The sequence below is a fragment of the Photobacterium sp. BZF1 genome, assembly GCF_014349205.1.
Classification (GTDB): Bacteria; Pseudomonadota; Gammaproteobacteria; order Enterobacterales; family Vibrionaceae; genus Photobacterium.
In genome coordinates this window covers 1-17,386 of record NZ_JACSOF010000010.1, presented here as the reverse complement: position 1 = coordinate 17,386, position 17,386 = coordinate 1, and the positions used below count along the sequence as shown (strand labels likewise).

At 44.5% G+C, this 17,386-nt stretch carries 19 protein-coding genes; 8 read left to right on the top strand and 11 right to left on the bottom strand.

Annotation, left to right across the window (positions count from 1 at the left end; translation table 11 throughout):
* Nucleotides 1-8: 8 nt before the first annotated feature.
* The 10 genes from flgK to BIZ37_RS03410 all read right to left on the bottom strand — a co-directional run bounded on the left by flgK (nucleotide 9) and on the right by BIZ37_RS03410 (nucleotide 8,230).
* Entirely contained in the window at nucleotides 9-1,391 is a 1,383-nt protein-coding gene (gene flgK, locus BIZ37_RS03455) for a flagellar hook-associated protein FlgK (RefSeq protein WP_187460322.1), read from the bottom strand.
* A complete protein-coding gene (locus BIZ37_RS03450) occupies nucleotides 1,391-1,969 on the bottom strand; it encodes a rod-binding protein (RefSeq protein ID WP_187460321.1) in 579 nt (192 codons plus the stop codon). Before BIZ37_RS03450 ends, flgK begins: the two co-directional genes overlap by 1 nt.
* The gene (locus BIZ37_RS03445) at nucleotides 1,969-3,102 is read right to left on the bottom strand and encodes a flagellar basal body P-ring protein FlgI (protein ID WP_187460320.1); all 1,134 of its coding nucleotides are present in this window, start codon (nucleotides 3,100-3,102) and stop codon (nucleotides 1,969-1,971) included. The genes BIZ37_RS03450 and BIZ37_RS03445 overlap by 1 nt, the downstream gene beginning before the upstream one ends.
* Nucleotides 3,102-3,812, bottom strand: coding sequence for a flagellar basal body L-ring protein FlgH (flgH, locus tag BIZ37_RS03440; protein WP_187460319.1), 711 nt, complete (start codon nucleotides 3,810-3,812; stop codon nucleotides 3,102-3,104). The genes BIZ37_RS03445 and flgH overlap by 1 nt, the downstream gene beginning before the upstream one ends.
* Nucleotides 3,813-3,850: 38 nt before the next feature.
* A complete protein-coding gene (gene flgG / locus BIZ37_RS03435) occupies nucleotides 3,851-4,636 on the bottom strand; it encodes a flagellar basal-body rod protein FlgG (protein ID WP_187460318.1) in 786 nt (261 codons plus the stop codon).
* 11 nt (nucleotides 4,637-4,647) lie between these two features.
* The gene (locus BIZ37_RS03430) at nucleotides 4,648-5,382 is read right to left on the bottom strand and encodes a flagellar basal body rod protein FlgF (RefSeq protein WP_187460317.1); all 735 of its coding nucleotides are present in this window, start codon (nucleotides 5,380-5,382) and stop codon (nucleotides 4,648-4,650) included.
* A 4-nt stretch (nucleotides 5,383-5,386) separates the two neighbouring features.
* The gene (gene flgE, locus BIZ37_RS03425; protein ID WP_187460316.1) at nucleotides 5,387-6,634 is read right to left on the bottom strand and encodes a flagellar hook protein FlgE; all 1,248 of its coding nucleotides are present in this window, start codon (nucleotides 6,632-6,634) and stop codon (nucleotides 5,387-5,389) included.
* 116 nt (nucleotides 6,635-6,750) lie between these two features.
* Nucleotides 6,751-7,419, bottom strand: a complete 669-nt coding sequence (locus BIZ37_RS03420) for a flagellar hook capping FlgD N-terminal domain-containing protein (protein ID WP_187460315.1) — start codon at nucleotides 7,417-7,419, stop codon at nucleotides 6,751-6,753.
* A 16-nt stretch (nucleotides 7,420-7,435) separates the two neighbouring features.
* Complete coding sequence (flgC, locus tag BIZ37_RS03415; RefSeq protein WP_187460314.1) at nucleotides 7,436-7,864, bottom strand: flagellar basal body rod protein FlgC; 429 nt, start codon at nucleotides 7,862-7,864, stop codon at nucleotides 7,436-7,438.
* A gap of 18 nt (nucleotides 7,865-7,882) precedes the next feature.
* A complete protein-coding gene (locus BIZ37_RS03410; protein ID WP_187460313.1) occupies nucleotides 7,883-8,230 on the bottom strand; it encodes a flagellar basal body protein in 348 nt (115 codons plus the stop codon).
* 206 nt (nucleotides 8,231-8,436) lie between these two features.
* On the opposite strand from BIZ37_RS03410, the gene BIZ37_RS03405 reads away from it, so the two are divergent.
* The 6 genes from BIZ37_RS03405 to flhB are packed head-to-tail and all read left to right on the top strand — an operon-like array spanning nucleotide 8,437 to nucleotide 12,528.
* Nucleotides 8,437-9,204 carry a FliM/FliN family flagellar motor switch protein gene (locus BIZ37_RS03405; protein WP_187460312.1) on the top strand — a complete coding sequence of 256 codons (768 nt, stop codon included), beginning with the start codon at nucleotides 8,437-8,439 and terminating at the stop codon, nucleotides 9,202-9,204.
* Complete coding sequence (locus BIZ37_RS03400) at nucleotides 9,197-9,577, top strand: FliM/FliN family flagellar motor switch protein (RefSeq protein ID WP_187460311.1); 381 nt, start codon at nucleotides 9,197-9,199, stop codon at nucleotides 9,575-9,577. The genes BIZ37_RS03405 and BIZ37_RS03400 overlap by 8 nt, the downstream gene beginning before the upstream one ends.
* 22 nt (nucleotides 9,578-9,599) lie before the next feature.
* A complete protein-coding gene (gene fliP, locus BIZ37_RS03395; RefSeq protein WP_187460310.1) occupies nucleotides 9,600-10,349 on the top strand; it encodes a flagellar type III secretion system pore protein FliP in 750 nt (249 codons plus the stop codon).
* Nucleotides 10,346-10,615, top strand: coding sequence for a flagellar biosynthesis protein FliQ (gene fliQ / locus BIZ37_RS03390; protein ID WP_187460309.1), 270 nt, complete (start codon nucleotides 10,346-10,348; stop codon nucleotides 10,613-10,615). Before fliP ends, fliQ begins: the two co-directional genes overlap by 4 nt.
* A gap of 4 nt (nucleotides 10,616-10,619) precedes the next feature.
* Entirely contained in the window at nucleotides 10,620-11,399 is a 780-nt protein-coding gene (gene fliR / locus BIZ37_RS03385; protein WP_187460308.1) for a flagellar biosynthetic protein FliR, read from the top strand.
* Nucleotides 11,392-12,528, top strand: a complete 1,137-nt coding sequence (flhB, locus tag BIZ37_RS03380) for a flagellar biosynthesis protein FlhB (protein ID WP_187460307.1) — start codon at nucleotides 11,392-11,394, stop codon at nucleotides 12,526-12,528. Before fliR ends, flhB begins: the two co-directional genes overlap by 8 nt.
* Nucleotides 12,529-13,117: 589 nt before the next feature.
* Here the strand turns inward: flhB and BIZ37_RS03375 are convergent.
* Nucleotides 13,118-13,810: a lytic transglycosylase domain-containing protein gene (locus BIZ37_RS03375; protein ID WP_187460306.1), complete on the bottom strand. Its 693-nt coding sequence runs from the start codon at nucleotides 13,808-13,810 to the stop codon at nucleotides 13,118-13,120.
* Nucleotides 13,811-14,357: 547 nt separating this feature from the next.
* Here BIZ37_RS03375 and BIZ37_RS03370 point away from each other — a divergent pair.
* Together BIZ37_RS03370 and BIZ37_RS03365 are read left to right on the top strand one after the other, a co-directional pair.
* A complete protein-coding gene (locus BIZ37_RS03370) occupies nucleotides 14,358-14,816 on the top strand; it encodes a hypothetical protein (protein ID WP_187460305.1) in 459 nt (152 codons plus the stop codon).
* Between the two features lie 470 nt (nucleotides 14,817-15,286).
* Complete coding sequence (locus BIZ37_RS03365; protein WP_370577296.1) at nucleotides 15,287-17,311, top strand: glycoside hydrolase family 3 N-terminal domain-containing protein; 2,025 nt, start codon at nucleotides 15,287-15,289, stop codon at nucleotides 17,309-17,311.
* Nucleotides 17,312-17,386: the final 75 nt, after the last annotated feature.

The following is a 17,386-nucleotide window of genomic DNA, read 5'->3' as shown; positions in this document are numbered from 1 at the left end:
GGTTCTCCTTAGAATGCTTGAAGCAAGGTCTGGAACATCTGGTTAGCGGTACTGATCACTTTCATATTAGCCTCATAGGCGTTGAGGTATAGCACCATATTGGCCGCTTCTTCATCCGAATTCACGGCGCTGATACTGTCTCTGGCAACCTGTGCATCCTCCATACTGATAGTGGAAGACAAGGCTTCGTTTTCAGCCTGACGGGTCCAGATACCCACTTCCCCCAGCAGTCCAGAATAAGCACTATAGGGCGTTTGACCAGCCACCGTACCGACAGCAAAAGTAGCTTGGGACAAGGTTGACAGTTCTTTTAACTTGTCGCCATTACCCGCCAGCAAAGGATCAGATGAAAAAGCTAACTCTCGAGCAGTGAGGTTAGGGTCAATGGCTATGGAAGAGGCTTCACTGCCGATGTTGTAAGTAAACAGAGGTCGGCCAACATTACCATTCAAATCAAAGCCGCTGATTAAGACTGCGTTCACTCCATCTGCAAATGCTTTGGTCAGATCATTTAACTTGGTTCGGATAGGATCGAACTGCTCACTTTTCAAAGCGGCTATTGCCCCAACTTCCCCACCGAGTTCCGCATCGATAGGCAAAGTCACCGATTGAAATGTAATGTTGAGTTCCGTGCTGTTTGGATCACCATTTGATAGATCCCGGCTCAAGGAAGCGGTGTAGCCCCCTACCACCAAAGGTTGACCATTTGGCGTGGATAACTCAACCGTACCGGTATCGGTATAGATCATTTTAATATCAATCGATTCTGACAAGGCATTGAGATACCTATCCATTGTATCCTGAAGGCCGGCCACACTATTACCGAGCAGAGCCTCTTCATTAAGCTTTTGGTTAAGATCAGAGATGTTTTTCAGATCACTATTGATGCTCGTCACCAGAGCTTCATAGCGTTCACTATTTGCTGCTTCCTGTTGTTCGAGTTGAGACGCTAGCGCATTGAACTGTTGTGCTAATGCATCAGCATTTGTCAGCACCTGTTGGCGAAATGCCGAATCTTCAGGGGTAACACTCGCTTCATCAATAGCAGCAAAAAAAAGATTAAACCCTTCTGTGAGATTTAACCCGTCCGCTGAAAGCACGTTTTCAATATTAGACAAGCCATCAAAATAACTTTGAGCATAGTTTGCCTTTTCAATCGCCTGCCTCAAGCGGTTAATCGATGACTGCTCGGCTACCCGCAACACACTATCAACATCGACCCCGGCCCCTAGGTTAACGCCATTGACATAGTTGCCTGAGGAAGTCGCTTCAAAGTTTACGAGTTGTCGGCTATAACCCGGTGTATTCACATTGGCTGTATTTTGCGCCGTTGTGTTGAGCGCTACTCGATTGGCGAGCACACCACTCAACCCAATATTGACCATTCCCATTATGTATTCTCCGTGGTGGTAGCACGATTAGGCAACTGCGATGACAACTGTTTAAAAATCATTTCTGCTAACCCAAAAGAAGACTGCTTACTTAAAGTTTGTGCCAGCTGCGCATCAAGCATATCTTGGAACATCCCCGCCGATTTCATAGACAGCGGATTGTTTTCATCGCTCAATACCTGGCTGGATACCCGCATTCGGGCAAGCATCTGCTGCAAGAACAATGCTTCAATCTGCTGTGAGGCGGTACGGAGTCCGGACGAGGATTTGTCGTGCTTGAGCTGAGCCAGTGAGTGGTTATCAAGATAAAACGCCGGATTGGCAACCGGATTAGCCGTTTCTGCATAACGGGCAGGCGCTGTGGAGTGCAAACCTACCCTGGTGTTGTCCATCGTTGGTTGAAATGCAACAGCTTGTTGGCTAGGTAGCATAGGTTGATCACGCTTTACCTTAACGTCACTGGCTGTTGGATTGGCTATTGGACGACACTGACATCCTGTACGGGCTGGCAAATTAGTGTCTGGCCCTGAAATCAATGTTTTTTGTTCGAAGTGTCCAACACTATCGGCATACATCATTAGATCACCACCAGGTCGCCATTGAGTGCCCCAACTTCATCCAACGCCTGTAAAATCTGCATCAGCGCTTCAGGTGTAGCACCCACATTATTGATTGCATCAACGATTTCTTGCAGATTAGTGCCCCGAGGCCAAATCATGGTCGTTCCATTGACTTCACTGATATTGATTTCGCTGTTCTGCACTATGGCCGTTTCGCCAACAGAATTAAACGCACCGCCGGGTTGCGAGACTGACTCTGATTCAAGAATAGTGACAGTGATCCCTCCCTGGCTGACGGCTGCCTGGGATACGGTCACATTCTGGCTAATCACCACAGTGCCAGTGCGCGAGTTAAACACCACTTTGGGTATTTTAAGCCCTTCGACAACTTCGAGCTTTTGGATCATGGAGACAAACATCACTCGGTCTTCGCTATCTTCTGGGGCAGAGACTTCAACTTGTCCTTTGTTCAACGCTTTCGCTACCAACCCGCCGAACATTTGATTGATCGCCTTGGAGATATTCAATGCCGTTTCATAGCTCGGCTGTTTGAGCTGAAGTTTTATTGTGGGGTCAATATCCTCCGCGGCACTGATGTTACGCTCCAACGTAGCCCCATTAGGGATACGTCCGACCGTGGGAGTGTTTCTTGTTACGCTAGTACCGTTTGCACCGGTAGCGTTAAATCCTCCAACGACTAAACTGCCTTGGGCTATCGCGTAAACCTCTCCATCAATTCCACGCAGTGGTGTCAGTAGCAAGGTTCCGCCTCGCAGGCTTTTTGCATCGCCGATAGAAGAAACGGTAACGGTTAATGTCTGCCCCGCGCCCATATGCGGCTCAACCATTGCCGTCACACTTACTGCTGCAACATTTTTTAATTTCGGGTTGGTAGTATCATCCAACTGAACACCGAACTGCTTGATCATATTCACCACAGATTGTTGGGTAAACTTCACCTGTGACTTGTCTCCCGAGCCATCAAGGCCAACCACCAGTCCATAACCAATCAGCTGGTTCTGTCTGTCCCCATAGATATCGGCTATTTCTGCAATCGGCCTTGCTGCTATGCTTGCAGTCGTAAACAGCAAAAAGATGATATAGACCAGCGACTCAGACAAGCGTCGCAAGGGTTGCTGGAAGTTATGCATTAGAAAGGTATCCATGGCGAATTGAAAAACTGGGTCAACCAACCCGGTGTATTGGTATCTGCGAAGGTCCCCCGTCCAGCATAGGTAATACGAGCATCGGCAATACGCTGTGAGGAAAGAGTGTTGTCCGCTTGAATATCATCAACCCGAACGTTGCCGGTCAGCCTGATATATTCATCCCCTTGGTTGAGCTTGAGCCATTTCTCCCCCCTGACCCGCAATACTCCATTTGGTAAAACGTCATAGACTGTAACGGTAATCGAGCCTGACAAACTGTTTCCCTGACTAGATGCCGCCGATCCATCGAAGTCCCGGTTGCCCTCCAATGATGCACTGAAATCATCGTAGGTTTTGTTGCCCAGTGTCGGCGCGGAAATCACCACCCCTGTATCCTTGCCCAACTGCGTCGAGGCGCTTTTATCGGATTCCGTTTTCTCATCAAGTACCACGGTAAGGATGTCGCCTATACGGTAGGCTCTGCGATCCTGAAACAGGGTCATAGCAGTTGTACCGGTATAGAGGCTACCCTTGCTAACCCGATTAACTCTGTAATTGAGTTCCGGAGGAGCAAAATCGGCATCATCTGGTGAAGGCGGAATAAATTCATCTTTACGTCCCGCGCACCCGGCAAGAAATACCAATAGAGTTATGATGAGAAACCAGCCGTTTGATGACTGACTTTTTTGAGAAATAAGTAAACGGGTTGACATAGCATCGTCCTTACAGTGGCAACAAAGCCGAACCTGACTCACGACTGCTGCGCAATATATTGCAACATTTCATCGGCGGCACTGACCATTTTGGCACTCATTTCATATGCCCTCTGGGTCGAAATCATCTCAACCATCTCCTCTACCACCTGAACATTCGAACCCTCAAGGGCGCCTTGTTTCAGCTGGCCAGATCCTTCGGTCCCCGCAACCAATTCGACCGCTTCCCCGGAACCCTCTGTTTCAGCAAATAAGTTGCCTCCCTGAGCCGATAGTCCTGCGGGGTTCATAAATTTAACTATGGTAATTTGGCCTAATTCTTCCTGGTTAACCTGTGAAGGTATCGTGGCAGTTACAGTACCATCGGCCGTAATATTCACTAACGTGGCTTCAGCAGGAATAACAATTTCCGGTATTAGTGGATAGCCCTGGGTATTGACCAACTGCCCCTCTGCATTAGTTTGGAACTGGCCGTTTCGGGTATAGAGCAGCTCTCCGTCAGCATTTTCAATTTGAAAGAAGCCGTCCCCCAAAATAGCAATATCAAACTGCTGGTTGGTATTTTGGATACTGCCCTGAGTAAAGACTTTCTCGGTACCTACAACTCGAACCCCATTACCCAGTTGTACCCCGGTTGGGTGATCATTGAGCTCGGTCGTCTCAGTCCCTGCCTGTTTTTCGACACTGTAAAACAGATCTTCAAAAACGACCCGGTCACGCTTAAAGCCAACAGTATTGATATTGGCCAGGTTATTAGAAATCGCTGCCATTTTTGCATCTTGTGCAGCCATCCCTGTTTTAGAAATCCATAACGCGCTATGCATATTTTTTATCCTTAAGCTTTAAGAAGCTTATTACCGATTTGAGCTATTTCATCGGCTGATGCCATCACTTCTATTTGCATTTCATACTGCCGAGTCAGTGACATAATGCTGATAAGTTCTTCGAGGCTGGACACATTACTCGATTCCAAATATCCAGAACGAACCTGTACTGTGAAGTCTTCCACGAGATTCTGTTCGTTTTTAGCCACGAAATGCCCACTGGCATGCATTGTCATATTGTCGGTATCGGGTTTAACCAACTTCAAAAAACCAACATCTAACGAGGCCTCACCGCCAATCGGGGTCACCGAGACCAACCCATTGGCCCCGACCGACACAAATTCAAATTCAGGCAGAACCACCGGACCATCAGTGGCCATCACCCGGCGTTCCCCCAGATATAGCTGACCATTGCCATCAAGGCGGAAGTTTCCTGCCCGGGTGTAAAGCTCGCCGGGCTCTCCTTCTTTGCCTTCCAGCGTAAAGAACCCTTCACCATTGATGGCGACATCCAGCGGCCTTTCCGTACGTATATCTTCACCTTGAGTAAAATTATTGATGGCCGAATTGGTTCTCGATGTCACAGAGGTTAAAAAGCCGGAACCTTTCAACCGCATAGGGGTTGAGTGCTCCATCAGCGCTTTAAAGCCTACGGTATCGGCATGGGATAGGTTGTTGGCACGAACATGTTGTGCCAACATTGTGCGCTCAGCCCCTTTGGCTGCACTAAAGAGAATCGGGTTCATTGATTTACACCACGTTAAATAGTGCTTGGGTCAACTGATCAGATGTAGATATCGACTTGGTGTTTGCCTGATAGTTACGCTGTGCGGTCATCAAGGCAACTAGCTCGGAGGTGAGGTCAACGTTCGATCCTTCCAGCGCACCCGAGGTCAAATCTCCAAACACCCCACTACCTGCCGTTCCCAACACTGGCGCACCAGAGCTAAAACTTTGCAACCAAGCGGTATCACTGGTCTTGATAAGGTTCTGTGGAGAGGAGAAGTTAGCCAGCACCACCTGCCCCTGTAGTTGGGATTGGCCATTGGTATATGTCGCAAAGATCCGGCCATCATTTTCCATTCGGACACTGGAGTAATCACCGGAGGTATAACCGTTAGGGCTATTTTTCGACACCGCAAAGTCACTGCCGTATTGCGTCACTGCCGATAGGTCAAGTTCAATGGCAAGATCATTGGCTGTCGGCGCCAATGTGACGGGAATATTATACTTGCCATCAACATTGAGGCTGCTAGCTGCGGCTGTTGTATCCAAAGTCCCATTGCTACCAAACACAATGGTGTTAAAATCACTCGCATCAGCGGTTCCACTACCATCGATATCAGCCTGAGCCCCGTCTACATACACATAAATATTCCATTCATTGGTATTGGCACTTTTTACAAAATATTGGCTCACTGTATGAGTATTTCCCAAGGAGTCATAAACGGGGGTGGTATATGAGTGGTTGTAGCTTTCGGAATCGGCAGGATCAAAAATAGCGTTATTGGGTAGGTTTTCCCGGGCATCTAGGTTGGCAACAAATTCGATATCAGTTGTCTCCTTGGCCTGAAGGGAGGCAGTGCTGACCTCTATCGTTCCTACAGTGCCTGGCAGTAAGTTATTATTCGGATCAACCTGATACCCCTGCAAAGCTGCACCATTGCTGGCGCTGATAACCCCATCAGCATTCATATTGAAAATACCGGAGCGGGTGTAGAGGGTTTGGCCTTTGCTATCTTCTAATACAAAAAAACCACTACCGCTCAGCGCAATATCTAGAGCCCTCCCGGTTCCGGTGACAGTGCCACTTTTTTCAAAGTTCTGTGAAACCCCCACCACTTCCACCCCGCCAGCTTCTCTGCCGCTGTAGACAGAAGCAAACTCCGTCCTAGACTCTTTGAATCCAGTGGTGGAAACATTAGCAATATTGTTTGAAATAGTGTTGAGTTCTGAGTTCGAGGCGTTTAGCCCACTCAATGCAATACTAAAACTCATTTTTCATCCTCTTTTATCTAAAGAGGCTATCTCCGAAGAACTTTTCTTCATCGAAGAACGGCAGCCATCATCCTGCTATCAAAAAATGATCCCGTTGTGACTCTATTGATTCGACGCTATTTCTCTGAAAAGGCAGCGATATCATAGAAATCAACCATGCCCACGCCTGTTACCTCTAATTGGCTCGAGCCGCCAATAAGTGGTGTAATCACCTCCTCGACTCGGCCGTGTTGATAAATGGCGGGTTGGTAATCTTGCCCTTGGTCCAGCTTCACTCGCATTTGATATTTACCTTTGAGGCCCAATGCCTGAGCATCAATCTGGAAATCTATCCGCCCTGCATTGCTTGGCCCGATGAGAATCGTTTTAACATTCCCCACCCCATCAACTAACTCAATTTCCACTGTGTTCGAAGGGGCAGAAAGCTCGATATAGCCACTGTGCTCACTTGATGCTGTTGCCATCAAGGTATCACTTTTCACCGTAACTTCTTTATCCACCAAGGCTGAAGTACTGAGCACCTGCAAGTCTTGAAGCATTGCTGTATTGGACTGCATAAGCTGGACTAAATTTTCAGTGCTATCGACCTGGGAGAACTGGGCTAGCTGAGCCACATACTCTGTACCATCCGTCGGGTTCAGAGGGTCTTGATTCTCAATTTGAGCCACCATCAACGTGATAAATTCATTCTTGAGTGCACCAGCATCGTTTGGATTCTCTTTTGGCGCTAGCGTTGATGCCGATTCAATGGTATTGATTTGCGCAGCACCTGAAATCGTCGTCATGGTCTTGTCCTTCGCATTAACTACGCCACAACCCCATCAGGGATTGCTGCATGGATTTCACATTACCCAACACTTCAACATTGGCCTCGAAGCTGCGGGTGGCAGAGATCATATCGGCCATCTCGTTAACCACATTGATCCCGGAGTAATACACATACCCTTCTTCGTTAGCCAATGGGTTCTTCGGCTCATAACGCCCTTCCATCATCGACGCCACCTCCACAACATCCGCAATACGAATTGGCACCAAGCCTTGCTCTCTTGTCTGAAGTGCATTGAACTGGTTATAAACCGCTGAAAATATCGGCTTTAAAGGCTTGTAAACTTCCTCTGGGTCACCCGAAACAGAATCAGCATTTGCTAGGTTACTGGAAATAGTGTTAAGCCTAATCGTTTGGGCTGTCATTGCCGAACCGGCTGTTTCAAAAATGCCGTAGAAAGACATATTTATCCTCCCTGTTCCCTATTGGCCTTTGATTGCGGTTTTGAGGCCGTTGAGTTTAGACTGCAAGAATGCAAGGCTCTGATGATAGTCCATAACATTTTGAGCAAACCTCGCTTGCTCTGTTTCGAGTTCAACTGTATTACCATCTCGGGAGCGCTGCATGGGAATACGATATTTCAACGACGTGCTGATTTGCCAATCACTTCCGTTGCCCAGTCCACCCATCACGGCATCAAACTGGATATCCATCGACTTATAATTTGGCGTGTCCACATTGGCAATATTCGAGCTCAATACTGCCGTTCTTTCCAGCCTGTATGACAGCATTTCTGGGTGGACCCCAAGAGCATTATCTAAGTTAATCATACCTAGCCTCATATCCTGCTCGACACGTAAAGCATAGTTAGGAGCAAATTAATTAATAAATAACCATGCGGGAATTAATAAAAAACAGAAGCAACATCCAACTATTATTTTTATTTTTTGCATTAATAACACTTTAATCTATAGTTAGAAAAAATCAACGTGTCAAACAATGAAACCTTTCCCAAAAGCCTTTTAAAGGAATTGACATGAAACGTTCATCATTAACTGAACTTGGCAATCCAAGTATAAAAATGCGGAAGTTCCTACTGAAGCACACCAATCACTTCATCAACGAAATCATAAGCTTACTTAAATTCAACTTTTCAGAAAGAAAAGTTGACGTCTTATTATCGGAAATTAGCGATATACCTCAAGACCATATCAAAACAGTATTAAACATAGAGAGCCTTGGTAATATATTCTTTTTCATAAGCCCTCAAGGCATTGATCTTTTATTACACCGTCATTTAAACACCACACCGTCAAATAATACATTTAATACTAACAGTAACGACATTAAATTGACACAGACTCATCACCGCCTTTTCCAAAAATTGGCAATGACCGTGACGAATATTATGACTGCTGATGCAAAGCATTTCGCCGTTGAAAATGCAGAAACGCCACCATCAGATATAGGCATTTCAATGGTATTCAAGTTGGATGAACAGGAAATTAAAGTCGCTTTCATGATTGATGAAAATTATGTCAAGAAACTGAGGGAGATGATGGAAACAAATGAAACATTTGATAAGGATGAAATACTGGACACACTGCGCCACCAACCAGTGGAACTAGGCTGTGTCATGCTCTATGGCCAATGCACCATGTTAGAGTTGGCCCAGTTAAAGCCGGGAGATATTTTATCCATGACAATGTGCAAAAACCTCACTGTCAAAGTGAATGGTCACCCGACCTTTTTCGGAAAATTACAATCCATAGACTCACAACTGGGGATCGAAATCAATGGCTGATGACAAGAAGGGTCAAAATGTTGACGACCCACTAAATCACTTTAGCAGTCACGATGAACTACCCGAACTCGACGATTTCGATTTGGGTAGCCTTTCTGATAATGAGGGCACGCCGGGCGAAGGCGCTATCGACAATGTTGGTTTGCTTAAAAGCATACCGGTCGATATCACTGTTGAGGTCGCGCGAAAAACCCTAATTCTGGATGAGTTGATCAACCTCAGCCCCGGCAGTGTGGTCATGTTAGAGAAATATGAAGGCGATCCAGTCGATATTAAAATCAATGGCACCGCTTTTGGTACCGGGGAGATCGTTTCCAATAACGGTCAATACGGTGTAAGACTGTTGAGTATTATCAAAAAGCACCGCAATTAACCAGAGACAGGCTAGCACACGGATGAACTATCACCACAGCTTATTTCTAGCCGTCGTTTTGTTGCTGCTAGGGAGCTTTCCCGCTAATGCCGAAGGGCTGACGATCCTAACGGAGTCTTCGACTGCCGATGGTAATGAGTACAGCGTGAAGCTGCAGATTTTGATATTGATGACCATGCTGAGCTTTGTCCCAGCATTTTTCATCTCCTGTACCTGTTTTACCCGTATTATCATCGTGCTTGCTATTTTGCGCCAAGCATTAGGGCTTCAACAAACGCCCCCCAATCAGGTATTGGTTGGTATTGCTCTTATTTTCACTTTACTGATCATGCGTCCGGTATGGACAGAGGTATATAACACCGCCTACATCCCCTACTCCAATGACGAAGCAACCTTGATGGAAGCCCTATCAACAGCTGAGGGGCCTCTCAAGCAATACATGTATGATCAAACCCAACGTGAAACGTTAGAGCAAGTGACCAAGATTGCGGGCGAAAAACATGTTGCGGATATGGCTGATATTCCTTTTCTCATCCTGCTACCAGCATATTTGCTCAGTGAGCTCAAAGCGGCCTTTCAAATTGGTTTCATGCTCTTTCTTCCTTTTCTAGTCATAGATCTCGTTATTGCTTCAGTACTCATGTCTATGGGGATGATGATGTTGTCTCCCCTGATCGTATCACTGCCATTTAAATTACTGGTATTTGTCGTCGTTGATGGCTGGGGACTCTTAATGGGTAGCCTTGCCAGTACTTTCTGGATAAACCCATGAGCCCAGAAGAAGCGGTTACGATCATCAGTCAGGCCATTTGGGTGATTATCCTGATGGTTTCGGTCTTAATTATCCCGAGCTTAGTGGTCGGCTTAATTGTGGCAATCTTCCAGGCAGTCACTCAAATTAATGAACAAACACTGAGCTTTCTACCACGCCTATTGGTTACCTTACTGACTGTGATTCTCGCCAGTCACTGGCTGCTGCAAGAGATCACTGATCTCTTTATGTATGTGTTCAATGCCATCACAACGGATATTGGGTAGGCAGATGGAACTTAGCTTTAGCCAATTTACCCAGTGGCTCGGGTTTCTCTGGTGGCCGTTTGTGCGAATAGCAGGGTTATTCTTGATTACGCCTTTTTTTGGTGATAACGCTATCCCAGTTAGGACCAAGTTGGTCTTCGCTTTCTTTCTGGCTATTTTACTTGCACCGTTAATCAAGGATACCCCGCCTCTCAATCCATTTTCTTTCGATACCGTACTTTTCACCAGTTACCAATTTTTGTTTGGGTTTATCTTAGGTTTAGCAGTGATGATGTTTTTTACTGTTTTCTCGATTGCAGGCCAAGCTATTTCTATGCAAATGGGATTGGCCATGGCCGTTATGAACGATCCCGCAAACGGGATAAACATTGCCATTATCGGCCGGGTAATGTTTATCACTTCCATGTTGCTATTTTTGTCATTGGATGCCCATTTAGTGATCTTATTGATATTCAAAGACAGCTTCCATTACTGGCCGCTCGATAGTGTGTTTCCGTTTAACAGTATCGAATACACAATCAAGATGGTGTCATGGATGTTTGCCAACGGTCTGCTCATCGCCATACCTGCGATTATTGTCATGTTGCTAAGCAACATTACCTTTGGCCTGATGAACAAAGCAGCACCTGCACTTAATGTGTTCGCATTGGGTTTTCCTATGACCATGCTGCTGGGACTGTTCGCCCTAATGGCATCAGTAACAGGAATTGGTGACCACTATTTTGACTTAGTGGTAGAACTTAATGATCACCTATATTACTTGTTGAGAATACCCAATGGCTGACAACCAAGATGCCAGCGACAAAAGTGAACTTCCTAGCCAGCACAAACTCGCCAAGGCGCGACGTGAAGGTCAAATTCCTCGAGCCAAAGAGTTCGTTTCTTCTATCACCCTGATTTGTGTGGTTACCTATTATCTACTCAATATTGAATCGTTCAAAGAGACATTCATTGAGCTTTTTCTCTCTTGCTTTCAATTTAACGGCCACACCCTCAGTCATACATACTCAGCTGTTGAGTTACTGCAGGTGTCGCTGTTTACCATGGTAAAACTGTTCTTTCCTCTGTTAATTTACCAATTTATTGCCGCTGTGATAGGTTCCAATTTACTCGGTGGTTGGGTATTCAATCCTTCACTACTGGCGCCAAAAATTGAAAAAATAAGCCCAATCAAAGGATTGAAACGGATATTTTCGTTACAGTCGGTGACAGAGCTGATAAAGAATACCATTAAGGTGATCCTGTTCTTTGCTCTACTCTACTGGGTAATATCCACCCATACCGAAATCATTACCAACCTTGTTCGCTCTTCGTTCAATACCACGATTATGACTATTGCGACGATAACAATAGAATTTATTGGTTATTTGCTCATGATAGTACTGCTGTTTGGACTGCTGGATTTCCCATACCAAAGATATGAATTCACAAAGCAAATGAAAATGACAAAACAGGAGGTCAAAGACGAACACAAAGAGCAAGAAGGCCGACCCGAAGTCAAGGCTCGGATTAGGCAGATCCAAACTCAAAATGCCAAAAGAAATGCCAATGAGCGAGTACCTAAAGCCAATGTAATTTTAACTAACCCGACCCATTATTCAGTGGCCTTAGTCTATGACACACAACAAGCCGAAGCCCCATTCGTTGTTGCCAAAGGACAAGATGAGGTTGCTCACTTTATCAAGGAGCTTGCCCTTAAACACAAGGTTGAGGTTATCGAGTCCCCGGAGTTAACCCGAGCTATCTATAGCACCACGCAAATCGATCAGATGATCCCAAATCAACTCTTTATCGCCGTTGCCCATATCCTGACTTATGTTAACCAGCTAAAACAGTGGCGTAAGGGCAAAATGGCTAAGCCACAACATTTGCCCCAATTTGATATCCCTAAAGCATGGTCTGATATTCATTGAGCTATTCATTTGGGAATGTAAAATCGCGACTCATCTTGACAAGTGAATGAGAAACTATCTCTGTGCTCCCTGAATGTATTAAAACCCTTTCCATTGCAATAAGCTCCGTCCATATCCGGAATATAAGCAAGTGTGTCTTCTGAACGTAATAAGAAGTAGCGGTTCTCGGGACAAATAACACGTAACTTACCATCGTCACCACGGGAGTATGATTCGACCTGGTTCATAGTTCCACAAAGATCGAAGCTTGCATTACTAAACTCTTCTATATGTTGTTCAAAACTGCTTGTACAACCCGATACTAACAAGATAGCTGTTAAATATTTGAGGTTACACATAATTTATCACCTTTTACTATAGTGGTGGATAATTTAAATGACATAATGTAAATTAATTTCACCTGATCAATATAGTATTTTATTGTTTAATTGTGCCTGTCTTATCCATGAGAAAAAATAGCACTAAAATAATAAAACCATAAATAACAACACTTAAGAAGGAAAATAGAAACCATAATTATTGACTAAATAAATTTTACATTAGACAATTATGTTTCATATATTTTTACGAAAATAGAGCAAGTGATTGATTAAAGTGAAATTAAAGGTGGCAATGGGGATAAATCAATAAACGCTTTTTTATTACTCGAGCTAGTCGAAAAGAGCCATAAAGAATGCTTACTTTCATCACTTAATTTCGATATATCAATAAGATAAGACAAAGCATGAAATCTGTAGACATAATCAATAGTTTCCTTGGGTAAGCGAAGATCTGAAAACGCCCTACTACCTGACTTTTTAATTGCTCTAGATACCCTTCCTTCTCCTGCGTTATAAGCAGCAAGCGTTAAGTTAATGTCTTTATCAAAATACAGATAGAGAAATGTCAGGTATTCAATCGCTGCCTCGGTACTAGGAATAATCTCAAACCTCTGATCCCGGTTAGAATTGACAATTAAACCAAATCGTTTTGCTGTCGCAGGCATCAACTGCCAAAGCCCTGCAGCTTTAGCCGGTGAAACCGCTTGAGGGTTAAACGAAGATTCAAGCATTGGAACCAGTACTAAGCTGGATGGTAATGATCGCTGCTTCAGCATCAACGTTATTTTGTTCACGACGGGCTTGAACTCTTCAAACTTACGCAAAATAGGTTGTTTGTATGGTGATATAACCTTCAAGTGAGCTTGAATTGGCTGATATGGAGGACGGTTCTGTGCCAAGCATTGGCTAAGATTAAATATATAAGCAAACAAAAATAGTAAGATAGCTGTCACGATCTTCATTTACTACACTTTCCTATAATCAATACTGTCGATTCAATATCTGGATATACCGCCACTTATCTAAAGGCCTCGAGTATATTCCATTGACCCAGATACCAATATTGTTTACAACTAATAAACAATCCAGCACAGGAAATTAAAAAAATAACTTTTGTGATATTGTCCTCAAATTTGTCAGAAATAAGAGAAACATAATGATTTATCTTATTCATTCATATTTATTATAATGACGTCTTATCAAAGTTAAGTAACTAATTCATATAGTACTTTTTGGTAGCAACAAATATATCAAAAGTAAAGTATTCCCTGAGCTCACTCAATCTGGGTTACTCAACAAAAACTCTTAATCCCGTTTCCACCTGACTAGCATCCTCTGATTAATCAATTTACCAGCAAGAAGGGTATGACCGCAGGCTGTCCCTCTCGACCAATAAAACATTCACCAACTGTATGGGTTTGTACGGATCACCTTTGAAAGCAATGAATACTTAAAAAATAATGCTACTATCAAAAAACATAATGAACAGTGTTTTATAGGCGCATTATAATGAAAAAAATGGGACTAATTGCATGCGGTTTAAGCGCATTGCTACTGGCGGGTTGTGCAACGCCTTATGATACCGACCGTGACTCTTTCTGGTCTTTCGGTAAAGGCTTTGAAGTCACTCCACTTGCACAAGATACTTGGCAAATCAGCTTCATCGGCAACGAAAGTACCGATCGTACCCTTGCCAGAAACTACCTGCTTCACAAAGCGGCAGAGCTTGCTCAAGGTGCTGGTTATCCATACTTTGCCCTGCGTGGCGAGCAAAACTTCCGTGACCAAACCGGCAGCTCATCAGGTATTGGCTATTCAAGTAATGATTTCTTATATGGCATTGGCAGCACAATCTCAGAAACCACAGTAATGGTGGAAGTAATAGGTATGAATGAGAAGCCAGTTGATAGCAACCTTGCCGTTTACGAATCTGACTTTATTCTGAAAAATGTCGATGTGAGTTCGTAAGTTTCCACATAGCATCTAGATCATTGCCGGTTCGAAAACCGGCAATGATCAATAAAAAGAATGGCACCATTTTCCACCAAATGAGAATGCTCCAGGTAAAGCTAAACACCTATTATGTGCAAGAGGGTAAAATACCGCTTATAACAAATATAAAATTAAAGTAAAACGGATATAAATTATTCCAAACCCAAAATAATTATCCCCTCACCATATACCTATCAGCCGAGTAGAACCGCGATCCGTACGTTTTCAAAATAAATCAGTAGTGAATTATTCCTACTTACCCCTCTATTTGGAATAATTCAACTTGTGATTTTTATCGCAACAAAATAAGTTCCCCCCCGATAGCATTCCTTCAAACCGCGCACTTTACACTCTGTAATAAAAATCAATAACTGCGCTAAAAAATCAATTTTTTCATAACGTTAAACAACCAATTTGACATTGGTAAATGAGTAGAAGGAAAAATAATGAACCGGGGTCTGAAACTCTCTTTATTAACATTGAGCTGTCTAGCTGCGCTTAGCGGATGTAATGATTCATCGAATTCACAATCGATAAGTGATAAAGCGCGTGAGATTACTGAGCAGATGACTCTTGAAGAAAAGGTCGCCCAGAAAATCATTATGTCTTTTCGTTATTGGTGTGATGATAATGATCCTGAATGTGTCGATGGCCTGACCGAAATGAATGAGAGCGTCCGCCATGTCATTGGGGAAAATAAAGTCGGTGGCGTTATCTTATTTAGCAGCAACCTTGTTGATATTAATCAAACAGCCGAATTGATATGGAACATGCAGGATGCGGTTGCCGATGATCAAGAGGTCGGCTTGTTTGTTACCATAGACCAAGAAGGCGGTAACGTGGTTCGCCTGCCACGTGACCAGGCGACTAATCTACCCGGTAATATGGCACTTGGCTCGGCCTATCTAAACAGCAATGATCCACAGCTTGCCTATGATGCTGGAAAAGTCCTCGGCAGTGAAATCAACGCCGTTGGCTTCAATGTCAATTTCGCCCCCGTTGTCGATGTACAGTCCAACCCTCTTAACCCAGTGATCAATGTCCGTTCGTATGGCGAAGATCCTGAGCTCGTTGGCATCCTTGGCGGCCAAACAGCACAAGGGATGGCGTCTGAAAATGTCATCGGGGCCTTCAAACATTTCCCTGGCCATGGCGACACAGAAAGTGATTCCCATTACGGCCTTCCTATCGTGAACAAAACAAAAGAAGAGGCCTATGCCATCGACTTGGCTCCTTACCAAACGGCCATAGAACAAGACATTGCCCCTGATATGATCATGACAGCACATATCCAATATCCTGCACTGGATGATTCGATGATCACCAGTAGCAAAACAGGCGAAGAGATGATGGTTCCGGCCACCCTTTCCTATAAGATTCAGACCGAGTTGCTAAGGGAAGAACTGAACTATCAGGGGCTAACCATCACGGATGCGCTAGATATGCAAGGCATCGCTGATTACTTTGAAGAAGCCGACGCCGTCATCAAGACCTTCCAGGCCGGTGTCGATATCGCACTGATGCCGACTTTATTCCGTACCGCCGGCGACGAAGGCAAACTGGGTAACTTAATCGACGATATTGTTGAGGCCATTCATCAAGGGGAAATCTCGGAAGATCAAATCGACCGCTCGGTTGAGCGGATCATTGCGACTAAACTAAAACGCGACCTACTCAATACCGGCGGCGAACAAGACCTTGCCGAGATTCAGGAAAATGCCAGGAACGTAATCGGTAATGAGCAGCACCAAGCCATCGAAAAAGAAATTACCGATCAGGCAATGACCCTCATTGCCAATGACCAAAACAGATTGCCATTAGGCACTGATACCATCGGCAAAGTACACATCATCATGCCCGACTACGGCGAAGGCAATAAATCAGAAGCCCTCGAAACGGCGCTGCAAGCTCAAGGCGTTGCAGATGTATCAGGCGTTTTGATCGCCAATACCGATGAAGAGACTGAAAAAACGAATATTGATAACGCCGATACCATCATTATCGGCACTGCCGCTACCGAACCTTCACCTGTTGAAGATAATGGCGACACCCTAAGCCACATCAATAAGCGAAGTGCCTCCAGCATTAATGGCTCGTTGGTATTTAACGTCGATGAGCCAATCATCCAAGCAATGACTTATGAAGAAGAAATTGACGATAACCAATTTGCCTTCAACATGATGGCGCACGCTTACAACACTGGTAAAAATGTTATCCACCTTACCCTGAGGGCCCCATACGATACCGTTAACTTTGAGCAGGTATCGCACAGCACTATTGCCACCTACAACTACTACGGTACGGATGAAAAAGGGGTTGATCTCGGTGCTAATGTAATGGATTCGGTAGCCAGTATTATCCTTGGTAACCTAAACCCTTCAGGTAAATTACCCGTCAACATCTTCGAACAAAATGATGACGGCTCAATGGGTGAATTGAAATACCCCATTGGCCACGGCCTCAGCTACTAACCTTCATTGCCCTTGCCACTGACACTGGCGGGGGCATTTTTTATCAGCGACAAAGCACCAGAATAACTATTGATA